This is a genomic window from Bradyrhizobium sp. USDA 4541 (assembly GCF_024171085.1).
GTDB lineage: Bacteria > Pseudomonadota > Alphaproteobacteria > Rhizobiales > Xanthobacteraceae > Bradyrhizobium > Bradyrhizobium australafricanum.
Genome location: NZ_JALJZF010000001.1, coordinates 7,922,118 through 7,941,376, shown reverse-complemented (window position 1 = coordinate 7,941,376; position 19,259 = coordinate 7,922,118). Strand labels below are relative to the sequence as shown.

Here is a 19,259-nt window from a genome sequence, read left to right as displayed (position 1 = left end):
TGCCCGTGGCTTGACGGCCGGATCAAGCTGGATTATTCATTTGTGTACGAACGATCGTGTACAAATGATTTTGCCGCCAATCCGGCCCGCGCGTCAAGGAAACTGACGATGAGCAATTTCAACCAGGAAAGCGTCCTCAGCGTTCACCACTGGACCGACACGCTGTTCTCCTTCAAGACCACGCGCAACCCGTCGTTCCGCTTCCGCAACGGCGAGTTCACCATGATCGGGCTCAAGGTCGGCGAGAAGCCGCTGCTGCGGGCCTACAGCGTCGCCAGCGCGAATTACGAGGACACGCTGGAGTTCTTCTCGATCAAGGTTCCGGACGGCCCGCTGACCTCACGCCTCCAGCACCTCAAGGAAGGCGACGAGATCATCGTCAGCCGCAAGGCGACCGGCACGCTGGTCATCGACAACCTCGAGGATGGTCGCAACCTCTATCTGATCGGCACCGGCACCGGCCTCGCGCCGTTCCTCAGCGTGATCAAGGATCCCGAGACCTACGACCGGTTCGAGAAGGTCGTGCTGCTGCACGGCTGCCGCCGCGTCAAGGAGCTCGCCTATGGCGAGATGATCACCGAGAAGCTGCCGCAGGACGAACTGATCGGCGAATTGGTACGCGACCAGCTGATCTACTACCCGACCGTGACGCGCGATCCGTTCCATAACCGCGGCCGCATCACCGACCTCATCACCTCGGGCAAGCTGTTCACCGACATCGGCCTGCCGGCGCTCGATGCCGCGCATGACCGCGTCATGATCTGCGGCTCGCCGGCGCTGGTCGCCGACACCCGCACGCTGCTGAACGGCCGCGGCTTCGTCGAAGGCAATCACGGCGAATCCGCGCAATTCGTGGTCGAGAAGGCGTTCGCCGAGCGCTGAAGCTCGGCACGCATCTCGCCGTCATTGCGAGCGAAGCGAAGCAATCCATTGCTACCCAGCGCGCGGAGGGATGGATTGCTTCGCCGCTCCGCTCCTCGCAATGACGCGGATGGAGCTGTGTAGTCAAGGCCTGACCGCCGGCGTCTCGACCGGCATGCCGCGTGCCCGCGTCATCAGATAGAGCTCGAGCTCGACCAGCTCCGGCGAGCCGTAATCATAAGCCTGCGCGCGGATACCGGTGATGCAGGCGCGCAGCCGCCGCTGCAACGATCCGAGCGCCTGCCATTCCAGCCGGTACAGCGGATAGCCGGTCGGCTGGCCTTGCGTGATCGCGCTGCCCGCGAGCTTCTTGTCCCAATTATCATCGTGGCAATTGGTGCAGCCGAGATTGAGCTGGCCCTGCCGTTGCATGAACAGCGCGTGGCCCCGTTCGACGAACGGCGCGAGCTCCGGATCGTCGCCGGCCGTAATCGGCATGCCGCGCGATTGCCGTGCGACATAAGCGGTCAGCGCCAGCAGCTCGCGGCTTTCATAGGCGAAAGGCGAGGCCTGCTGGTGATTGCTCTGGCAGAGGTTGATCCGTCCCTCGAGGTCGACCGGCTTGCCTAGCGCCTTGTCGAAGGCCGGATAGTGCGCCGCGACGCCATTCATGCTGACGCGGGCGTCGTTGTGGCAGTCGGCGCAGGCCTTGTTTGCGGTACCGGCCTTGCGCGTCCACAAGGCCTCGCCGTCGAGCACGGACAGCATGCCGGGATTGGCGGTGTCCTCGTCCTGCATCGCCTTGCTGTCGGCGCTCATGAAGCTGTAGCCGGAGCGGCGTTCGGATCGCGGGATCTCGGTCGCGAGCGCGACGCCCGCCATCGCCGTCAGCAGCGCGATGCAGACCGCAATCCTCATTCGACCGTGATCGAAGCCTGCGCGGTCTCCGAAAACCCTTTGTCGCCGATCCATTCGAATTCGAACTTGCCGCTCTCGGTCACCGTGGTGAAGAAGGTGATGAACGGATTGGCCGCGATCGCAGGATAAAGATCGGCGCGGAACACTTCCTTGCCGTTGAAGCGGCAAGTGAAGCTCGTGATGATGTCGCGCGGCACCACGCTGCCCGAGGCCGTGTGGCGGTAGCCGGTCTCCATGATGTGCGACATCAGCGTCTTGATCTCGATGACGCTGCCGCGCTTGGCCTTGGCCGGGACATTGATCAGGGCCGACGGCATCAGATCGCCTCCTCGGTGCAGGCAGCGAGCGTCACCACGACGTCGGCAGTTGCAGACCAGAACGTGTCGTCGGACAGCCGCGCGATGGCGGTGACCTTCTGGCTGTCAGCGAGGCGGATGCGGGTTGACACCTGGGCGCGCCCGGCGCGCGGCCCGAGATGGAAATTGCCGATGTTCGGCTGCGGGTTCTTCTCGTTGAAGACGTGGATGCTCTTCACATACTCGTCCGCCGTCATCGGGCTGGTGACGCTGACCGTCATCGGCACCGTGTTGCCGTTCTCGACCAGCGGCGGAATGTCGAGCTTGACCTTGCCGGTGTGCACATCGGCCTCGCCGACGACATTGCGGATCGCGGCGGACAGCATCGCCGGCGTCGCGTCCACGGGGCGCACGATCACCAGCGCGGCGGCGCCGCCAGTCAGGCTCAGAAACGTCCGGCGTGTGGTGTGGTCCGAATTCGCCATCGATTGATTGGTCCTAGTTCCGCAGTGTCGTCAAGTAAGCCACGAGATCCTCGATCTGCTCCGCCGACAGGATCGGCTTGCCGCGCCAAGAGGTACCGACCCGCACGAGCCCTTCGACCCGATAGTAGGACGGCATGATCGTCGCCGCGTTGAGATGCGACGCATCGACCAGGCGGAGCCGCAACTGTCCTTCCGACCAGCGGCTGCCGCTTCCGGCAAGGTTCGGCGCGAGGTCGCCCTGGAACGCCTGCTCGGGAAATGGGCCGCTGTGACAGAGGATGCAAGTGGAGGAACGCTCGACGATCAGGGCGCGGCCGCGCGCCACATCGCCCCTGGTTCCCGTCAGCGAGGCCGGAATCGCATCGCCCACGACGGTGTAATTCCGCAGCTCCTCGGCGCCGACGGGCCAGCAGGCCGCGAACAGTCCCGCGGCGAGAAGCATTGTGAGGGCGAGCCTAGCCAAAGGCATCTCCCGTGATCCTCTTGAACCAGTCGAGCGCCTGATCGGCCTCGCGCTGGCGCAGCTCGCGCGGCGCATCGACCGGGCTCGTGGTGACCTCCGCTTCGGCGTACTGATCTTCCTTCGGCTGATAGATGCCCTTCAGCGAGAAGGCGTAGCCCGGCGCGACCGTGTTGTAGCAGGCACCATCCAGCCGCGGCGTCTCCGGCGCCTTGCCGGCAAGCGCGCTCACGATCGCGGCCGCGCAGGCGCGGCCTTGCGCTGCCGCCGCGGAGGCGGATTTCGGGATGCCGCCGGCGATCGCGGCATCACCGATGACGTGGATGTTGGGCACGAGCTTTGAAGCAAATGTGACGGGATCGATCGGGCACCAGCCGGTGTGGTCGGCGGCGCCGGCGATGTCAGCGATGCGGCCGGCCCTTTGCGGCGGGATCACATTGGCGACCGCGGCGGTGTAGTTGCCGAAGTCGGTGACGATCTCGTTGGTCGCCGGATCGACCGACGTCACCCGTCCGCCCTGCGACAGCGCGATCCGTTCGATCATGCCGGGATAGAGCTCCGTCCAGGCCTTCTCGAACAGCTTCTGCTGCGAGTAATTGTCCTTGGCGTCGAGCACCAGGATCTTCGACTTCGGCTTGTTCGCCTTCAGATAATGCGCGATCAGGCTGGCGCGCTCGTAAGGCGCGGGCGGACAGCGCAGCGGCGCAGCCGGCACTGCGATCACGACGAGGCCGCCATCGTCCATGGCTTCAAGCTGCTTGCGCAACAGCATGGTTTGCTCGCCGGCCTTCCAGGCGTGCGGCATCTTCTCGGCCGCTGCCTCGTCATAGCCGGAGAGGGCGTCGAAGCGCATGTCGATGCCGGGGGCCAGCACCAGCCGGTCATAGGACAGCGTTGTCCCATCAGCGAGCGCGATGCTGCGCGCCTGCGCGTCGACCTTCGTCGCCGCCTGTGCGGCAATCGTGATGCCGTCGGCCCCAACCTTGTCATAGGTGAATTGCTGCGCGGCAAGCTCGCGCAGACCTGCAATCACCTCGTTGCTGAAGGGGCAGGCGGTGAAAGTCCTGTTCGGCTCGATCAGCGTAACCTGAAGCTTGGTGTCGAGCCGCCGCAGCGCCCGCGCGCAGGCCGCGCCGCCGAAGCCGCCGCCGATCACCGCGATGCGCGGCGCCGCCTGCGCCAACGCCGGACGCGCCAAGGCGGCCGCTGCGACGGCAGCGGCGCCACGGATCACATCCCTGCGCGTCTGATGACGCGTGACGGCCATGCACGAGAATCCGAAAAAAGGAGGCGGCGGCCGGTCGGGGCCGCCGCTTCCGGTTTGATCAGGCGAAGCTGATGTTCTGGTTGCGCAGCGGGAAGCTGCGGATGCGCTTTCCCGTCGCGGCGAAATAGGCGTTGAGCACCGCCGGCGCCGCAACGCCGATGGTCGGCTCGCCGACGCCGCCCCAGAATCCGCCGCTCGGCACCATCACCGATTCCACCTTCGGCATCTCGTTGATGCGCATCGAGTTGTAGGTGTCGAAATTGGTCTGCTCGATGCGGCCGTCCTTCACGGTGCAGCCGCCGTAGAACAGCGCGCTGAGGCCGTAGACGAAGGAGCCCGCGATCTGCCGCTCGACTTGCGCCGGGTTGACGACATAGCCGGGATCGGTGGAGGCGACGATGCGATGCACCTTGATCTTGCTGCCGTCGGTCACCGAGATCTCGGCGGCGCCGGCAACATAGCTGCCATAGCCCATTACCTGCGCGATGCCGCGATAGACGCCCTGCGGCGCCGGCGTGCCCCAGCCGATCTTCTCGGCCACGGCGTTGAGCACGGCGAGATGCTTGGGGTGCTTGCCCATCAGCTTGCGGCGGAATTCGAGCGGGTCCTGCCCGACCGCCAGCGCCAGCTCGTCCATGAAGCATTCCATGTAGATCGCGTTGTGATTGACGTTGACGCCGCGCCAGAAGCCCGGTGGAACGTGCGGGTTGCGCATCGAATGCTCGACCAGCAGGTTAGGCACCGAATAGCCGATCGCGGCCTCGCCGGCTTGCGCGACGCCCTGGAACGCGGCGGGGTCCATGCCGTTCTGCAGCGCTTCCGGGCGCACCGAGAACAGGATGGATTGACCCGACAGCCGGTAGTGCAGCGCGACCAGGTTGTTGTCGGCATCGAACGCACCGGTCAGCTTGCACTGCGTGATCGGGTGATACTTGCCGTGCTGCATGTCCTCTTCGCGCGACCACAGCAGCTTGATCGGCGTGCCCGGCATCTGCTTGGCGATCGCCACCGCCTGCCGCACATAGTCGGTCATGCCGCGCCGGCCGAAGCCGCCGCCGAGCATCAGCTTGTGCACGTCGACCTTCTCCGCCGGCAGGCCGGAGGCCTCCAGCGCCGCCGCGAACGCCGCCTCGCCATTCTGCGTGCCGCACCAGACCTCGCATTTGTCAGACGTATAGAGCACGGTGGCGTTCATCGGCTCCATCGTGGCGTGGTTCTGGTAGGGATAGCTGTAGACCGCCTCGACCTTCTTGGCAGCGCTGGCGATCGCCGCCTTGGCGTCGCCGTTCTGGTTGCCGACATAGGCCGGCTGCGCATTGTCGAGGCCTTCGGCGAGCCATGTCGCGATCGTCTCGCTGGAGACCTTGGCGTTGGGGCCTTCGTCCCAGACGATCGGTAGCGCATCCAGCGCGGTCTTGGCGTGCCACCAGGTGTCGGCGACGACGGCAACCGCGCTGTCGCCGACCTGCACCACCTTCTTGACGCCTTTCATGCCGGCGACCTTGGCCTCGTCAAAGCTCTTCACCTTGCCGCCGAACACCGGGCAATCCTTGATCGCGGCGTTCAGCATGCCCGGCAGCTTGATGTCGATGCCGTAGACCATCTTGCCGGTGGTCTTGTCGACGGTGTCGAGCCGCTTCAGGCCCTTGCCGGCGATGGTCCAGTCCTTCGGGTCCTTCAGCTTGACGTCGGCCGGCGGCTCGAGCCTGGCCGCGGCTTCCGCGACCTTGCCGTAGGTCGTCGTCTTGCCCGAGGGCGTGTGGGTGATGACACTGTTGACGGCCTTGCATTCCGAGGCCGGCACCTTCCACTCGTTGGCTGCCGCCTGGATCAGCATAACGCGCGCGGTGGCGCCGCCCTTGCGGACATAATCCTGCGAGGTGCGGATGCCGCGGCTGCCACCGGTCGAGAAGTCGCCCCAGGCGCGCTTGCGGGCGACGCTCTGGCCGGGCGTCGGATATTCTGTCGTGACCTTCGACCAGTCGCATTCCAGTTCTTCGGCGACGAGCTGGGCGAGGCCGGTGAGCGTGCCCTGGCCCATTTCGGAGCGGGCGATGCGGATCACCACGGTGTCGTCGGGCCGGATCACGACCCAGGCGTTGACTTCAGGCGCGCCGTCGGCCGCGCGCACCACGGCGGGGCCGCCGAACGGCAGGTCGAGGCCGAGCGCGAGGCCGGCGCCGGCGGTTGCGGTGCCGATCACAAAGGCGCGGCGATTCAGTTTTGGCATGACGTGCTGGTTCATCGCTGCGTCCTTATGCGTTCGCGGCAGCATGGATCGCCTCGCGCACCTGCTGGAAGGTGCCGCAGCGGCAGATATTGGTGATGGCGTCGTTGATGTCGTCGTCGGTCGGCTTCGGATTGTCCTTCAAGAGCGCCGCGACGGCCATGATCATGCCGCTCTGGCAATAGCCGCATTGCGGCACGTCGCTGGCGATCCAGGCGAGCTGCACCTTGTGCATCACGCCGCCCGCCGCGAGACCCTCGATCGTGGTGATTTCCTTGCCGGCCGCTTCGCTCACCGTGACGCCGCAGGAGCGCATCGCGACGCCGTCGATATGCACGGTGCAGGCGCCGCATTGGGCGATGCCGCAGCCGTATTTGGTCCCCGTCAGTCCGACGTTCTCTCTGATAGCCCACAACAGTGGCGTATCGTCCTCGACGTCTACAGTAATTGTCTTGCCGTTAATTTTGAGGTTTGCCATCGCGATCCCCTGAATGGTCCGATCCTCCGACCGGACTGCAGCGCGATGTTGGCCTTGAAACTGGAACGGTTCAAATCAAGAAAATGCGCTCGCAGCGCGAAAGAAAGTTGATGCTGTGGTGTTTGGCCGCGGACTGTGCGCGCCGCATACCTGTCATGACTTTTGCGGTGAAGCGACGGCCAAACGCAGGAAGCTCATGACGCTGCCGAGCGCGGCAAATCCGGCACCCAGCGCCAGCGCCACGGTGGCGCCCTCGCGGTCGGCCAGCGCGAAGCAGAGCGCGGCGAGGGCGGCGCCGGTGGTCTGCCCGGTCAGCCGCGCGGTCGCGACGATGCCGCTGGCGCTGCCGCTGCGATGCGACGGCGCGCTCGACATGATCGCCTTCATGTTCGGGGTCTGGAAGAAACCGAAGCCGATGCCGCAGATCATCGTGCGCCAGACGATGTTGGCGACGCTGGGCTCGGTCGGCAGGGTCGCGAGCAGCACCATGCCAAGTCCGAGCAGCAGCATGCCGATGCCGCCGAGGATGCCGGCCGGATAGCGGTCCGACAGCCGGCCGCCGATCGGCGCCATGAAGGCGACCACCAGCGGCCAGGGCGTCATGAAGAAGCCGGTCTCGACCTGCGAGCGGTGCAATATGTCCTCGAAGTAGAACGGCAGCGATACGAAGGCGAGGCCCTGCACAGCGAACGAGCAGACGGCGGTCGCGGCGGATAGCGCGAAGATCGGCCGCCGGAACAGGTCGATCGGCAGCATCGGCGCCGGATGGTCGGCATGCCGCCGGGTCAGGATCCATCCGAACAGGACGGCGCCGACAAGCTCGGCGATGACAAGCGCCGGCGCGGCCTTGTGCGCGGCGCTGCCGATGCCGATGATGAAGAGGCCGAGACAGGCGCAGGCCAGCGCCGCGCCGGCGAAATCGAAGGCGTGGGTGGCGCGCGGCGTCGTCGGCAGCGTCTTCATGCCGATCAGCAACGCGACGACGCCGAACGGAATATTGACGGCGAACAGCCAGGGCCATGGGCCGAGCGCGAGGATTCCGGAGGCGATGGTCGGCCCCAGCGTGAAGGCGGTCGCGACCACGAGCGCATTGTGGCCGAAGCCGCGGCCGTGCATCCGGCTCGGATAGACGAAGCGCACCAGCGCTGTGTTGACGCTCATCAGGCCGCTGGCGCCGAGCCCCTGCAAGGTGCGCGCAACCAGCAGACTCGGCAGCGACCACGCCAGGGCACAGCCGAGTGACGCCAATGTGAACAGCAGCAGGCCGCCGAGATAGATTCGCTGGTGGCCGACGATCTCGCCGAGCGCGCCGAGCGGCAGCAGCGTCGCGACCAGCGCGATCTGATAGACGTTGACGACCCAGACCACTTCCGCAGGGCTGACATGCAGATCGCTCGCGATCGCCGGCAGCGCGATATTGGCGATCGCGGTATCGAGCGAGGCCATCGCCAGCGCCGTGAAGATCGCGGCCACCGCCCAGCGGCGGCGTTCCCAAGGCAACCCATCGGTGATCGGCGCCGTTGCCGCGGTGGTCGGGGTCTTCTCGAGCATGCCTGAAATGTCTCCGCGACCGCCATGTACTACGCCGGCATCCCGTTCCCCAGCCGCGCCATTGCATGATGCATATGCGAAGCGGCCTTGCCGGAAGCGTCAAAAGTCCGGCCGCGGACCAGATATCCCTCGATGGCGCGCAGTACCCGCCGGGTGGCCGCAGCCTGCGAGAGGTCGTTTTGAAGCGCGTGGTCGACCATGGCGCGGCTGATCACGATCAGATCCTCGATGGCGTCATCGTCGACTGGCCTTGCGATCTCACGACGATGCCGCGCCAGCAGGGCGGCGACCAGTTCCTTCAATTCGCCGGTCGCTGACGTGCCCAATGACGCCGGGCGCAGGCGATCCTCCTCGGCCTCCAGAATGCGATTGAGCCCGGCGCGCTCGGCATGCGCCTCGAGCTGGGCCCGAACGATCAGGCTGAGCGATACCGTCAGGCTCTTGCCCTCGGATGCCGCGACCGCATCCCGCACTTTCGCCAGCAGCGCGTCCTCGAACCTCGTGATCAAAGCCAGCGTCAGCGCGTCCTTGTTCGGGAAGTACTGGTACACCGAGCCGACGCTGATCCCGCCGCGCTCGGCGACCGCATTGGTGTTGTAGCCCTCGAGCCCGCGCGCTTCCAAAACGCGAGCCGCCGCTTCCAGAATCACCGCCACGGTTTCCCGCGAACGCTGTTGAAGCGGCTGTTTCCGGGCCTTTATGCGCCGCTTCGGCGGCATGACGGATATCTCCCAAAACGCGAGTTGTGGAATATGAGCAATTACTCACATTATGGCCGTGAAAGGAGAACCGATCAATGGTGACACTGCAAACGACCTCGTCTCCCGTGCTTCCCGAGCACGAGGACGATCCGCACAGGTTTCATATCTTCGTCATGGTCAAGACCACGCGGCACTGGCTCGATCTGAAGACCGAGCAGCGTCTCGCCTTCCTGCACGAGGAGGTCATTCCCTTGCTCCGGCGTCGCCCGGAGCTGAAGGTGCGCTGGTTCGAGCCAGAGGCCTTCTCGACCAGGGCGACCGACGTCATGATCTGCGAGACCGATGACCTCTCGGCCTGGGCGTGGTTCTGCGACCACCTGCGCGAGACGAGGTTCTGGGACCACTATTTCGAAGTGCTCGACATCATGCCGGCGCTCGAAGGCAATTACCTTGCCTAGGATGCCGACGCCGGCCCGGATCGTTCCGGGCCGGCGTCCCGGCAGCCTGTGGCGACGCAACTGCGTCCCATCCACATCTGTCATCGCCCGGCTCGATGTTCAGCCCGGACAGATCACTGACGGGTGTTCGGAGACATAGCTGACACATCAACATTGGCTGGATTGGTCCGATTCGGGAGGCCGTCCATGCCTTGGAGTGAGGTGTCAGTGATGGATCACCCGCTTTCGCTTTCGCGGGTGATGACACCGAGTGGCTGTTTTGACATCTCGAATTCCGCCCCACCCGCATCGTCGTCCCGGCGCAGGCCGGGACCCATAGCCACCGATGCTGCTTGTTGGGCGTGCTGGAACGACGAGTCCCGTTCAAGACATCCGCCGCGGAGTATGGGTCCCGGCCGTCGCCGGGACGACGGCGGTGGAGCAGCGTGCGAACGCGATCAATCGATTTCGTGTTCCCGCGGTGCGTCACAGAATCGCGCCGAAGCGACTTTCGGATAGCTTGCGTCACAGTCGCGATCGACTACCCTTGGTATACAAGCAGGCCCGGCGTCAGATCGGGCCGCAAGAGGGAACGCGCATTGCACGGACAGGCCGACCGGCGCAGCGAAGCCATGCGAAGCGCCAGCGAGGGGACTCGCCGCCGCGCGTTCACCGGCCTCTGGGTCGCGGCATTGCTGGCGATCCTGACCTTCCTGGTCATCTATCCCGTCTTCATGCTGCTGCTCGGCGCGCTCACCGACACCAATCCGGTGGTCGACGGCATCCGTCTCAGCCTGAGCCATTTGTCGATCGCCAATTTCCTCGCCGTGCTGGCCAATCCGAACGTCGCCGAAGCGCTGCTCAACACGCTGATTGCCTGCGGCGGCGGCACGGTGATCGCGGTCGCGATCGGGCTGTTGTTCTCCTGGATCGTGGTGCGCACCAACACGCCGTTCAAGGGCTTCATCGCCGCGGCGAGCATCCTGCCGCTGTTCGCGCCGCCGCTGGTCGCGGGGGTGGCCTGGGCGATTCTCGGTTCGCCGAAGACCGGCTTGATCAACACGATGTTCAAGTGGATGGGCTCCGACCTGCGCGTCGATCTCTATTCGATGTGGGGCCTGGTGTTCGTGTTCGGCATCTACTACGCGCCATATGTCTACATGTTCACCTCGTCGGCGCTGCGCAACATGGACCCGAGCCTGGAGGAGGCCGCGGAGATCTCCGGCGCGAGCCCGGTCGCGACCCTGTTCACGGTGACGTTCCCGCTGATCATGCCGGCGATCGTCTCGGGCATGCTGCTGTCCTTCATCGTGATGCTCGGCATCTACGGCATCCCCGCCGTGCTCGGCGCGCCGACCAACCTGAACGTGCTCACCACTTACATCTTCAAGCTCACCAACTGGTCGCCGCCGCTCTACAACACCGCGGCTGCGGTCGCGATCATCCTGATGGTGGTCACGGGGCTCCTGGTCTATCTGCAGCAGAAATTGCTGAGCGGACGCAGCTATACCACGGTCGCGGGCAAGGCGTTCCGGCCGCGCAGCCTCGATCTCGGCCCATGGCGCTGGCTCACCTTCGCGATCGGGATCGTCTACCTCCTCATCGTCGTGGTGCTGCCGTCGCTGGCGCTGATCGTCGCGGCGTTCCGCAAGTTCATGTTCATCCGCGACGTCGCGAGCCTGTTCGACATGCGGCAATATTCGCTGACGCATTTCGAGAGCATCTTCGACAATCCGTTGACGATGCGCTCGATCTACAATGCGGTCGAGGTCGGCGTCATCACGGCTGTTGTCGGCGGCGGGCTCGCCTTTGCGATCGGCTACACCATCCATCGCACCCGCGTCAGCGGACGCGGCGCCATCGACCTGATCTCGACCCTGCCGGTCGCGATCCCCGGGCTGGTGGTCGGCGTCGCCTATCTCTGGGCCTGGATCGGCGTGCCGGGCGGGCTCTACGGCACGATCTGGATTCTCGCGCTGGCCTTCATTGCGCGCTTCATGCCGGACACCGTGAAGGCGCTGTCGACCTCGTTCCTGCAGATCCACCGCGAGCTCGAGGAGGCGGCCTGGGTCTGCGGCAAGGGCATGCTCGGCACCATCAGGACGATCGTGTTGCCGCTGGCGCGGCCGGGGGTGCTGGCGTCGATGACGCTGCTGTTCGTGCTGGCGATCCGCGAGCTCGGCTCGTCGCTGTTCCTCTACACCAGCAACACCATGGTGATGTCGGTGCTGCTGCTCGACTATTATGAGGGCGGCAATATCGGCAAGACCGCGGCCTTCAGCCTGGTGCAGACCGTGCTGCTCGGTGTCCTGATCGGCGGCGCCAACTGGCTGTCGCGCGGATCGGCGCAGGGCAACGTGGCGCGGACCGGATAACAACGAATAAGGGGAGGATTGCGATGGATAGACGAACCTTCACCACACTGGCCTTGGCAAGCGTGGCGACGCTTGCATTGGCGCCTGCGGCACAGGCGCAGGAGTTCGGCTCGGCGGAGTTGATCGCGGCGGCCAAGTCCGAAGGCAAGCTCGTCTACTACACCGCGAACTTCGCCGAGATCGAGCAGCAGGTCATCAAGGCCTTCAATAAGCGCTTTCCCGAGATCAAGGTCGAGATGGTCCGGGCGCCCGGCGGCCAGCTGATCACCCGCGTGAAGACTGAGGCCGCGGCCGGCAAGCTGATCGCCGACGTCGTCGACCATTCCGACCGCGCGCTGATGCAGCCGCTGGAAGACCTGTTCCAGGATTACGCGCCGCCGAACGCGGCCGATTACGATCCGCACGCGCTGATCTCGCCGAAATACTGGCCGCGCGCGACGATCGCCTGGTCGATCGCCTACAACACCGAGCTGGTGAAGGACCCGCCGAAATCCTGGATGGACCTGACCAAGCCGCAGTATGACAAATTGATCGGGCAGGTGTTCGCGCAGTCCGGCGGCACCACCTGGACGCGGATCATGTTCGAGCGCCAGGCGCTCGGCGAGGACTATTGGGCAAAGCAGGCCGCGACCCATCCGGTGCTGTATCCCTCCGGCGCGCCGACGGCCGATGCGCTGGTGCGCGGCGAGATCGCGATCGCGCCGCTGCTCTACAACGTGATCTACCAAAAGAAGAAGGACGGCGCGCCGATCGAGATCTTCTTTCCGCCCGAAGGCGCTCCGGTCAATCCCTACGCGACCGGCATTCCGAAGACGGCGGCCCATCCCAATGCAGCAAAGCTGTTCCTGAACTGGTGTCTGTCCAAGGAAGGACAGACCTTCATGATCAAGGAGCTTGGCAATCTCACATCCCTGAAGGCGCCGCCGGCATATCCGGAGGGGTTCGATCCAAAGGTGGTCAAGCTCTGGTATCCGAAGTTCGACGAGTATGTGAAGCTGCACGCGGCGTGGGTCGCGGACTGGGACAAGACGTTTGGCTACCGGCAATAGGCTGATGGTGCAGCGATGACGGCGACGCTCGAAGTCACCGATCTCAGGAAGCAGTTCTCGATCGGCCGCCCGGCCATCGACGGCGTCAGCTTTGGCGTGCCGGCCGGCGAGATCGTGGTGCTGCTGGGGCCGTCCGGCTGCGGCAAGACCACGACGCTGCGCTGCGTCGCCGGGCTCGAGCATCCGACCGGTGGCGAGATCAGCATTTCCGGGCGGGTGGTCTCCTCGCCGGCAAGCGGCATCCTCGTGCCGCCGCGTTCGCGCGATCTCGGCATGGTGTTCCAGTCCTATGCGGTGTGGCCGCATATGACGGTGCGGCAGAACGTGATCTATCCGCTGAAGCACCGCAAGATCGGGCGCACCGATGCTGCCCGCATGGTCGAGGAGGCGCTGGCGCTGGTCGGACTGTCCGACTATGCCGACCGGCCGGTGGTGGCGCTGTCGGGCGGCCAGATGCAGCGCGTCGCGCTGGCGCGCAGCATGGTGTACCGGCCGCAACTCCTCCTGCTCGACGAGCCGCTGTCGAACCTCGATGCCAAACTGCGTCTGCGGCTGCGCGACGACCTTCGCGTCATCCTCAAGCAGACCGGGATGACCGCGCTCTACGTCACCCATGACCAGGCCGAGGCGGTCGTGCTCGGCGACCGGATCGGGGTGATGCGCGACGGCAAGCTGCTGCAGATGGACACGCCCGACGTGATCTACAACCGTCCGGCTGATCTGTTCGTCGCCAATTTCACCGGCGCAACCAACGAGCTCGCGGGCACGCTCGTCACATGCAATGGCCGCTATGGGGTGGTCGATTTCGGTGACGGCCGGCAGGGGGAGGTCGCGCTGTGCCAGGCGCTCAAGCCCGACGAGAAAGTGCGGATCGCGCTGCGGCCCGAGAACATCGCGATCGGCCGGCCCGACGGCGCCAACACGTTCTCGGCAAAGGTGCTCGACCGCAGATATCAGGGCACCCAGACCGCCTACGGCATCGAGCTGTTCGGCAAACGGCTGGAAGCGATCGAGCTCGGCACCGCCGCGCGCCATCAGGTCGGCGTCGAGGCACAGGTCGCGTTGCCGCGCGAATGCCTCTGGGCCTATCGCGACAGCGGGCCGGCATCGCATGAGTAGAGCGTGGTATTGTCGCGTCGAGTGGCGAAGGGGCTGGGCTCCCTCGCCCCGCTCTTCGCGGGGAGAGGTTGGGGTGAGGGGCTGCTTCCGCGAATACAGTGATAGTTGCGTTTGCGGAGGCTCCCCCTCACCCGGAACCCATCTAACGATGCGTTCCGACCTCTCCCCGCACGCGGGGCGAGGTGAAGCGGCGGCCGCCGGTTCTCGGGCTAGCCTTCCTCCACCAGCGCGCGGATGCTGCGGGCTAGTCCGAGGATGCGCGGGCCGCATTCGCGCTCGATCTGCTCGGCGCTGAAGCGGAAGGAGGGGACGCCGCAATTGACCGACAGGCATTCGCCGGTCGGCGTCCGATAGAGCGGGGCGGCGACGCCGAAGATCTCGCGCCGCCATTCGCCGAGCGAGACGGCAAAGCCGCGCTCGCGGCACAATTCGATGTCGGGCAAGGTGCGCTTCTGCACGTAATCGAATTCGTCGGGGCGCTCGGCCTTGACGCGCGCGACATAGGCGCCGAGTTCGTCCTCGGTGAACAGCGACAGCAGTGCGCGCCCGACCGCGGTCGGCGCCAGCGTGCTGACAAAGCCGACGTCGGGCACGTGCGGCGCGGTATCCATCGTGCGCAACGTCTCGACATAGATGAAGTCGATCCCGAACGGCATCGCGATCGACACCGTGCCGCCGGCATAGGTCGCGAAGTCGCGCATCAGCGGACGTGCCAGCTGGCGCACCTTCAGCGCGGACAACACAGGATAGGCGGCGGCGAGCGCGCCCAGCCCGAGCACGAAGCGGCCCTTGGTGTCGCGCCTGAGATAGCCGAGCTGCTCGAGCGTGTAGGTCAGCCGCGACACCGTCGGCCGCGACAGGCCGGTATGCAACGCGAGTTCGGCGTTCGACAGCGAGCCGGGATGACGGCGAAACGCCGCCAGTACATCGAGCCCATGCGCCAGGGTGGTCGCAAAGGACGGGTCCGCCTGAGTCTCGGCAGGGGAAGATGCTATCATACGGAATATTGGTCGCAGATGGCCTGATTTGTCAATATATCGGAATGGATTTGCAAATCGTGTCGGTATCGGTTTATCTGCCGGGAATAAGGACAAGGAACCGCTGAAGCGAGGCGACTCCCGATGACGATGACCGAGCAAGCCCGAGACGCAAAGCCCGCCGCGATCGACAAGGAGAGGCTGCGCCTGAAGTATCAGGAGGAGCGCAACAAGCGGCTGCGTCCTGACGGCAATGACCAGTATCTCCAGATCAAGGGCCAGCTCGCGCATTATCTCGACGATCCCTACACGCCGGTCGTTGAGCGCGCGCCGAAGACCGATCACGTCACCTTCGCCTTTATCGGCGGCGGCTTCGCCGGGCTCGCCACCGCGGCGCGGCTGACCGAGGCCGGGATCAAGGACGTCCGCATTGTCGAGAAGGGCGGCGATTTCGGCGGCACCTGGTACTGGAACCGATATCCCGGCGCGCAATGCGATACGGCGTCGATGGTCTACATGCCGCTGCTGGAAGAGACCGGCCACATGCCGTCCGAGAAATACGCGCATGCGCCCGAGATCCTCGCGCATTGCCAGCGGATCGGCCGGCAATTCAGTCTCTACGACAACGCGCTGTTCCACACCGAGGTCACGAGCCTCGATTGGGACGCCGCGCAATCGCGCTGGATCATCCGCACCACGCGGGGCGACGCGTTTACCGCGCAATATGTCGGCATCGGCACAGGCCCGCTGCACGTGCCGAAACTGCCCGGCATACCCGGCATCGAGCGCTTCAAGGGCCACTCGTTCCACACCAGCCGCTGGGATTACGACTACACCGGCGGTGACCCCAAGGGCGCGCTGATGGAGAAGCTGGCCGACAAGCGCGTCGGCATCATCGGCACCGGCGCGACCTCGGTGCAATGCATTCCGCACCTCGCGCGCGCCTGCAAGGAGCTCTACGTATTCCAGCGTACGCCATCGTCGGTCGATGTGCGCGGCAACGAGCCGATCGATCCCGACTGGTTTGCCGAGATCGCGACGCCGGGCTGGCAACAGCGCTGGCTGGAGAATTTCACCGCCAACCAGGCCGGCGGATCGGCCGAGGAGGATCTGGTGCAGGACGGCTGGACCGACCTGTCGAAGCGGATCCGCGCCAAGATCATGCTGCTGCCGCGCGAGCAGCGAAGCGTGGAGAACATGCGGGCCGCGTTCGAGGATTCTGACTTCGAGAAGATGGAGGAAATCCGCAACCGGGTCGACACCATCGTCCGCGATGCCGACACTGCCAGGAATCTCAAGGCCTGGTACGGCCAGCTCTGCAAGCGGCCATGCTTCCACGACGCCTATCTGCAGGCGTTCAATACGCCGGGCACCCATCTGGTCGATACCGACGGCAAGGGCGTCGAGGAGATCACCGAGAACGGAATCGTCGTTGCGGGCAAGGAGTATCAGCTCGACTGCATCATCTATGCGTCCGGCTTTGAGGTCGGTACCGAGTACAAGCGGCGCGCGGGCTTCGATCTGACCGGCCGCGACGGCATCAAGCTATCGGAGCACTGGGCCGAGGGCATGCGTACCAAGCACGGCATCCACGTGCACGGCTTCCCCAACGTGTTCTTCGTGCAGCCGACCCAGGGCGCCAATCTGATCTCCAACGTGCCACACAATCTGACCGAAGCGGCGCGCACCATCGCGCTGATGGTCGGCCACGCGCAGGACAACGGCTTCATGGAAATCGAGGTCAGCAAGGAAGCCGAGGATCGCTGGGTCGAACTGCTGCTGACTGGCGTCGGCCGGATGATCGGCGGGCCGGATTGCACGCCCGGCTACTACAACAATGAGGGCCGTGAGCCCGGTCCCGCGGCCAAGCTCAGTGTCGGCCATCCCTCGGGCGCGCTGGCCTACTTCAAATATATCGACGGCTGGCGCCGTAGCGGCCAGTTCGAGGGCGTGCAATTCCGCTGAGGGAAGCGCGATCGGAACCGATTTCCGCCAATCGAGGGAGTGCTTGAGTATGGCCCAGACAACCGCAAGCGAAACGTCGCACGAAAGTCCGAAGGCGGCATCCGCGCCGGTCATCGCGCAGCACGCGGCGACGCTGAAGGCGCTGCCGTTCGCCGACACCAGGGACTTCGACGACGCCGCGCGCGGCTTTCTCGGCACCATCGAGAACGCACGCGTCACCTCGGCCCAGGGCAGGGCGGTCTGGAGTCTCGAGCCCTACGGATTCCTGTCCGAGGAGAAAGCGCCCGCGACCGTCGATCCGAGCCTGTGGCGGCAGTCGCGGCTCAACATGCATCACGGCCTGTTCGAGGTGGTGCCGGGTGTCTACCAGGTGCGCGGCCTCGACATCGCCAACATGACCCTGATCGAGGGCGACACGGCCGTCATCGTGGTCGACACGCTGACCTCGATCGAGGGCGCGCGCGCCGCGATGGAATTGTACTTCCGGCACCGCGGCAAGCGGCCGGTCGCCGCCGTCATCTTCACCCACACCCACACCGACCATTGGGGCGGCGCCCGCGGTGTGCTCGACGACGCTATGCTGGCGACGGGCGTGCCGATCATCGCGCCGAACCTCTTCATGGAGCATGCGGTCTCCGAGAACATCATCGCGGGGCCGGCGATGCTGCGCCGTGCGCAATACCAGTTCGGGCCGTTCCTCGCCAAGGGCGTGCGCGGCCATGTCGACTGCGGCCTCGGCAAGACTATGGCGGCGGGCGGCGTGGCGCTGCTGCGGCCGACCGATTTGATCATCGCGACCGGCGACAAGCGCGTGATCGACGGCGTCGAGTTCGAATTCCAGATGGCGCCGAACAGCGAGGCGCCGGCGGAGATGCATTTCTTCATCCCGCGCTACAAGCTCCTGAATCTTGCGGAGAACTGCACGCACAATTTCCACAATCTGCTGCCGTTCCGCGGCGCGGATGTGCGCGATGCGCTGGCCTGGTCGAAATATCTCGGCGAGGCGTTGCAGATGTGGGGCGGCAAGGCGGAAGCGATGTGCGGCCAGCACCACTGGCCGGTGTGGGGGCGGGAGCGGATCGACAGCATGATCCGCGAGCAGCGCGACCTCTACAAATACGCGCACGACCAGACCATCCGTCTGATGAACCATGGGCTCAATGCAGCCGAGATCGCCGAGACGATCCGCCTGCCGCAGAGCCTGGAGGGCGCCTGGCACGGCCGCGGCTATTACGGCCACATCAGGCACAATGTGAAGGCGATCTACCAGAAATATCTCGGCTGGTACGATGCCAATCCGGTCAACCTCGATCCGCTGCCGCCGGTCGAGGCCGGCAAGAAATATGTGGAGTATATGGGCGGCGCCGACGCGATCCTGAAACGCGCCGCGGCGGATTTTGCCAAGGGCGAATTCCGTTTCGTGGCGCAGGCCGTCAGCCATCTCGTGTTCGCCGAGCCTGATAATCAGGCCGCGCGCTCGCTCCTCGCCGACACGTTCGAGCAGCTCGGCTATGCCGCGGAAAGCTCGACCTGGCGCAACGCCTATCTGTTCGGTGCGCAGGAGCTGCGGCAGGGCATGCCGAAGACGCCGCCGCGCTCGCCGATGCCGCGCGAGACGCTGGCTGCGCTGCGCACCGAGCAGCTTTGGGACGTGCTCGGCATCCGCCTCAACGGCCCCAAGGCCGAAGGCAAGCGCATCGTGCTGAACTGGAGCTTTACCGATACCGGCGAGACCTTCGTGCTCAATCTCGAGAATTCAGCCCTGACCTACGTTAGGGGTGCGCAGGCGGCCGATGCGCAGGCGAGCTTCACGCTGGCGCGCAGCGTGCTGGACGAGGTCATCGCCAAGCTGACCACTTTCCCGGACGCCGTCGATGCCGGCAGGATCAAGACATCCGGCGAGCTGCAGCGGCTCGATGAATTGATGGCGCTGATGGACGAATTCCCGCGGATGTTCGAGATCGTCGAGCCGAAGCGGACGGCGGTGACGTGACGAAGTCATTCCGGGGCGATGCGAAGCATCGAACCCGGAATCTCGAGATTCCGGGTCTGGTCCTTCGGACCATCCCGGAATGACGTGGCACTTAACTTAC

Annotated in this window: 17 protein-coding genes; 7 read left to right on the top strand and 10 right to left on the bottom strand. The window is 65.3% G+C overall.

What is annotated here, in order from left to right:
- Positions 1-108 precede the first annotated feature (108 nt).
- Positions 109-882, top strand: coding sequence for a ferredoxin--NADP reductase (locus J2R80_RS38105; RefSeq protein WP_253640385.1), 774 nt, complete (start codon positions 109-111; stop codon positions 880-882).
- Positions 883-1,005: 123 nt separating this feature from the next.
- On the opposite strand, the gene soxA is transcribed toward J2R80_RS38105, so the two are convergent.
- The 9 genes from soxA to J2R80_RS38060 form a co-directional block, all read right to left on the bottom strand.
- Entirely contained in the window at positions 1,006-1,779 is a 774-nt protein-coding gene (gene soxA, locus J2R80_RS38100) for a sulfur oxidation c-type cytochrome SoxA (RefSeq protein WP_253640384.1), read from the bottom strand.
- Positions 1,776-2,096 carry a thiosulfate oxidation carrier complex protein SoxZ gene (gene soxZ / locus J2R80_RS38095; RefSeq protein ID WP_076827071.1) on the bottom strand — a complete coding sequence of 107 codons (321 nt, stop codon included), beginning with the start codon at positions 2,094-2,096 and terminating at the stop codon, positions 1,776-1,778. The genes soxA and soxZ overlap by 4 nt, the downstream gene beginning before the upstream one ends.
- Positions 2,096-2,560 (bottom strand): SoxY-related AACIE arm protein, encoded by a 465-nt coding sequence (locus J2R80_RS38090; protein WP_076827069.1) that lies wholly within the window; start codon positions 2,558-2,560, stop codon positions 2,096-2,098. Before J2R80_RS38090 ends, soxZ begins: the two co-directional genes overlap by 1 nt.
- Positions 2,561-2,573: 13 nt before the next feature.
- On the bottom strand, positions 2,574-3,002 hold the full coding sequence (gene soxX, locus J2R80_RS38085) for a sulfur oxidation c-type cytochrome SoxX (protein ID WP_168857914.1): 429 nt from the start codon (positions 3,000-3,002) through the stop codon (positions 2,574-2,576).
- A 13-nt stretch (positions 3,003-3,015) separates the two neighbouring features.
- Positions 3,016-4,287, bottom strand: a complete 1,272-nt coding sequence (locus tag J2R80_RS38080; RefSeq protein ID WP_253587485.1) for an NAD(P)/FAD-dependent oxidoreductase — start codon at positions 4,285-4,287, stop codon at positions 3,016-3,018.
- Between the two features lie 58 nt (positions 4,288-4,345).
- Positions 4,346-6,532, bottom strand: a complete 2,187-nt coding sequence (locus J2R80_RS38075) for a xanthine dehydrogenase family protein molybdopterin-binding subunit (protein WP_253640383.1) — start codon at positions 6,530-6,532, stop codon at positions 4,346-4,348.
- Between the two features lie 10 nt (positions 6,533-6,542).
- The gene (locus tag J2R80_RS38070; protein WP_016846497.1) at positions 6,543-6,992 is read right to left on the bottom strand and encodes a (2Fe-2S)-binding protein; all 450 of its coding nucleotides are present in this window, start codon (positions 6,990-6,992) and stop codon (positions 6,543-6,545) included.
- 153 nt (positions 6,993-7,145) lie between these two features.
- Positions 7,146-8,543: an MFS transporter gene (locus J2R80_RS38065; protein ID WP_253640382.1), complete on the bottom strand. Its 1,398-nt coding sequence runs from the start codon at positions 8,541-8,543 to the stop codon at positions 7,146-7,148.
- 29 nt (positions 8,544-8,572) lie between these two features.
- Entirely contained in the window at positions 8,573-9,199 is a 627-nt protein-coding gene (locus J2R80_RS38060; protein WP_253640381.1) for a TetR family transcriptional regulator, read from the bottom strand.
- Between the two features lie 140 nt (positions 9,200-9,339).
- On the opposite strand from J2R80_RS38060, the gene J2R80_RS38055 reads away from it, so the two are divergent.
- From J2R80_RS38055 to J2R80_RS38040, 4 genes are all read left to right on the top strand, one after another.
- Positions 9,340-9,702 carry a darcynin family protein gene (locus J2R80_RS38055; protein ID WP_016846500.1) on the top strand — a complete coding sequence of 121 codons (363 nt, stop codon included), beginning with the start codon at positions 9,340-9,342 and terminating at the stop codon, positions 9,700-9,702.
- A 611-nt stretch (positions 9,703-10,313) separates the two neighbouring features.
- On the top strand, positions 10,314-12,056 hold the full coding sequence (locus tag J2R80_RS38050) for an iron ABC transporter permease (protein WP_057017578.1): 1,743 nt from the start codon (positions 10,314-10,316) through the stop codon (positions 12,054-12,056).
- Between the two features lie 23 nt (positions 12,057-12,079).
- Positions 12,080-13,105, top strand: coding sequence for an ABC transporter substrate-binding protein (locus J2R80_RS38045; protein ID WP_244558777.1), 1,026 nt, complete (start codon positions 12,080-12,082; stop codon positions 13,103-13,105).
- A 15-nt stretch (positions 13,106-13,120) separates the two neighbouring features.
- Positions 13,121-14,224 (top strand): ABC transporter ATP-binding protein, encoded by a 1,104-nt coding sequence (locus J2R80_RS38040; RefSeq protein ID WP_253587484.1) that lies wholly within the window; start codon positions 13,121-13,123, stop codon positions 14,222-14,224.
- 209 nt (positions 14,225-14,433) lie between these two features.
- Here the strand turns inward: J2R80_RS38040 and J2R80_RS38035 are convergent, their stop codons facing one another.
- Positions 14,434-15,222 (bottom strand): IclR family transcriptional regulator, encoded by a 789-nt coding sequence (locus J2R80_RS38035; protein ID WP_229190818.1) that lies wholly within the window; start codon positions 15,220-15,222, stop codon positions 14,434-14,436.
- Between the two features lie 123 nt (positions 15,223-15,345).
- Here J2R80_RS38035 and J2R80_RS38030 point away from each other — a divergent pair, with 123 nt between their 5' ends.
- Both J2R80_RS38030 and J2R80_RS38025 read left to right on the top strand, forming a co-directional pair.
- On the top strand, positions 15,346-17,166 hold the full coding sequence (locus J2R80_RS38030) for an NAD(P)/FAD-dependent oxidoreductase (RefSeq protein WP_253640380.1): 1,821 nt from the start codon (positions 15,346-15,348) through the stop codon (positions 17,164-17,166).
- 49 nt (positions 17,167-17,215) lie between these two features.
- Positions 17,216-19,159, top strand: coding sequence for an alkyl/aryl-sulfatase (locus J2R80_RS38025; RefSeq protein WP_168857897.1), 1,944 nt, complete (start codon positions 17,216-17,218; stop codon positions 19,157-19,159).
- Positions 19,160-19,259: the final 100 nt, after the last annotated feature.

Bases quoted from the DNA above. Each gene is read 5' to 3' on its own strand.
- J2R80_RS38055 (WP_016846500.1), top strand. From the start codon at position 9,340: ATGGTGACACTGCAAACGACCTCGTCTCCCGTGCTTCCCGAGCACGAG.
- J2R80_RS38070 (WP_016846497.1), bottom strand. From the start codon at position 6,992: ATGGCAAACCTCAAAATTAACGGCAAGACAATTACTGTAGACGTCGAG.
- soxX (WP_168857914.1), bottom strand. From the start codon at position 3,002: ATGCTTCTCGCCGCGGGACTGTTCGCGGCCTGCTGGCCCGTCGGCGCC.
- J2R80_RS38030 (WP_253640380.1), top strand. From the start codon at position 15,346: ATGACGATGACCGAGCAAGCCCGAGACGCAAAGCCCGCCGCGATCGAC.
- J2R80_RS38090 (WP_076827069.1), bottom strand. From the start codon at position 2,560: ATGGCGAATTCGGACCACACCACACGCCGGACGTTTCTGAGCCTGACT.
- J2R80_RS38045 (WP_244558777.1), top strand. From the start codon at position 12,080: ATGGATAGACGAACCTTCACCACACTGGCCTTGGCAAGCGTGGCGACG.
- J2R80_RS38080 (WP_253587485.1), bottom strand. From the start codon at position 4,287: ATGGCCGTCACGCGTCATCAGACGCGCAGGGATGTGATCCGTGGCGCC.
- J2R80_RS38050 (WP_057017578.1), top strand. From the start codon at position 10,314: ATGCGAAGCGCCAGCGAGGGGACTCGCCGCCGCGCGTTCACCGGCCTC.
- J2R80_RS38040 (WP_253587484.1), top strand. From the start codon at position 13,121: ATGACGGCGACGCTCGAAGTCACCGATCTCAGGAAGCAGTTCTCGATC.
- J2R80_RS38105 (WP_253640385.1), top strand. From the start codon at position 109: ATGAGCAATTTCAACCAGGAAAGCGTCCTCAGCGTTCACCACTGGACC.
- J2R80_RS38075 (WP_253640383.1), bottom strand. From the start codon at position 6,532: ATGAACCAGCACGTCATGCCAAAACTGAATCGCCGCGCCTTTGTGATC.
- J2R80_RS38065 (WP_253640382.1), bottom strand. From the start codon at position 8,543: ATGCTCGAGAAGACCCCGACCACCGCGGCAACGGCGCCGATCACCGAT.
- soxA (WP_253640384.1), bottom strand. From the start codon at position 1,779: ATGAGGATTGCGGTCTGCATCGCGCTGCTGACGGCGATGGCGGGCGTC.
- J2R80_RS38025 (WP_168857897.1), top strand. From the start codon at position 17,216: ATGGCCCAGACAACCGCAAGCGAAACGTCGCACGAAAGTCCGAAGGCG.
- J2R80_RS38035 (WP_229190818.1), bottom strand. From the start codon at position 15,222: ATGATAGCATCTTCCCCTGCCGAGACTCAGGCGGACCCGTCCTTTGCG.
- soxZ (WP_076827071.1), bottom strand. From the start codon at position 2,096: ATGCCGTCGGCCCTGATCAATGTCCCGGCCAAGGCCAAGCGCGGCAGC.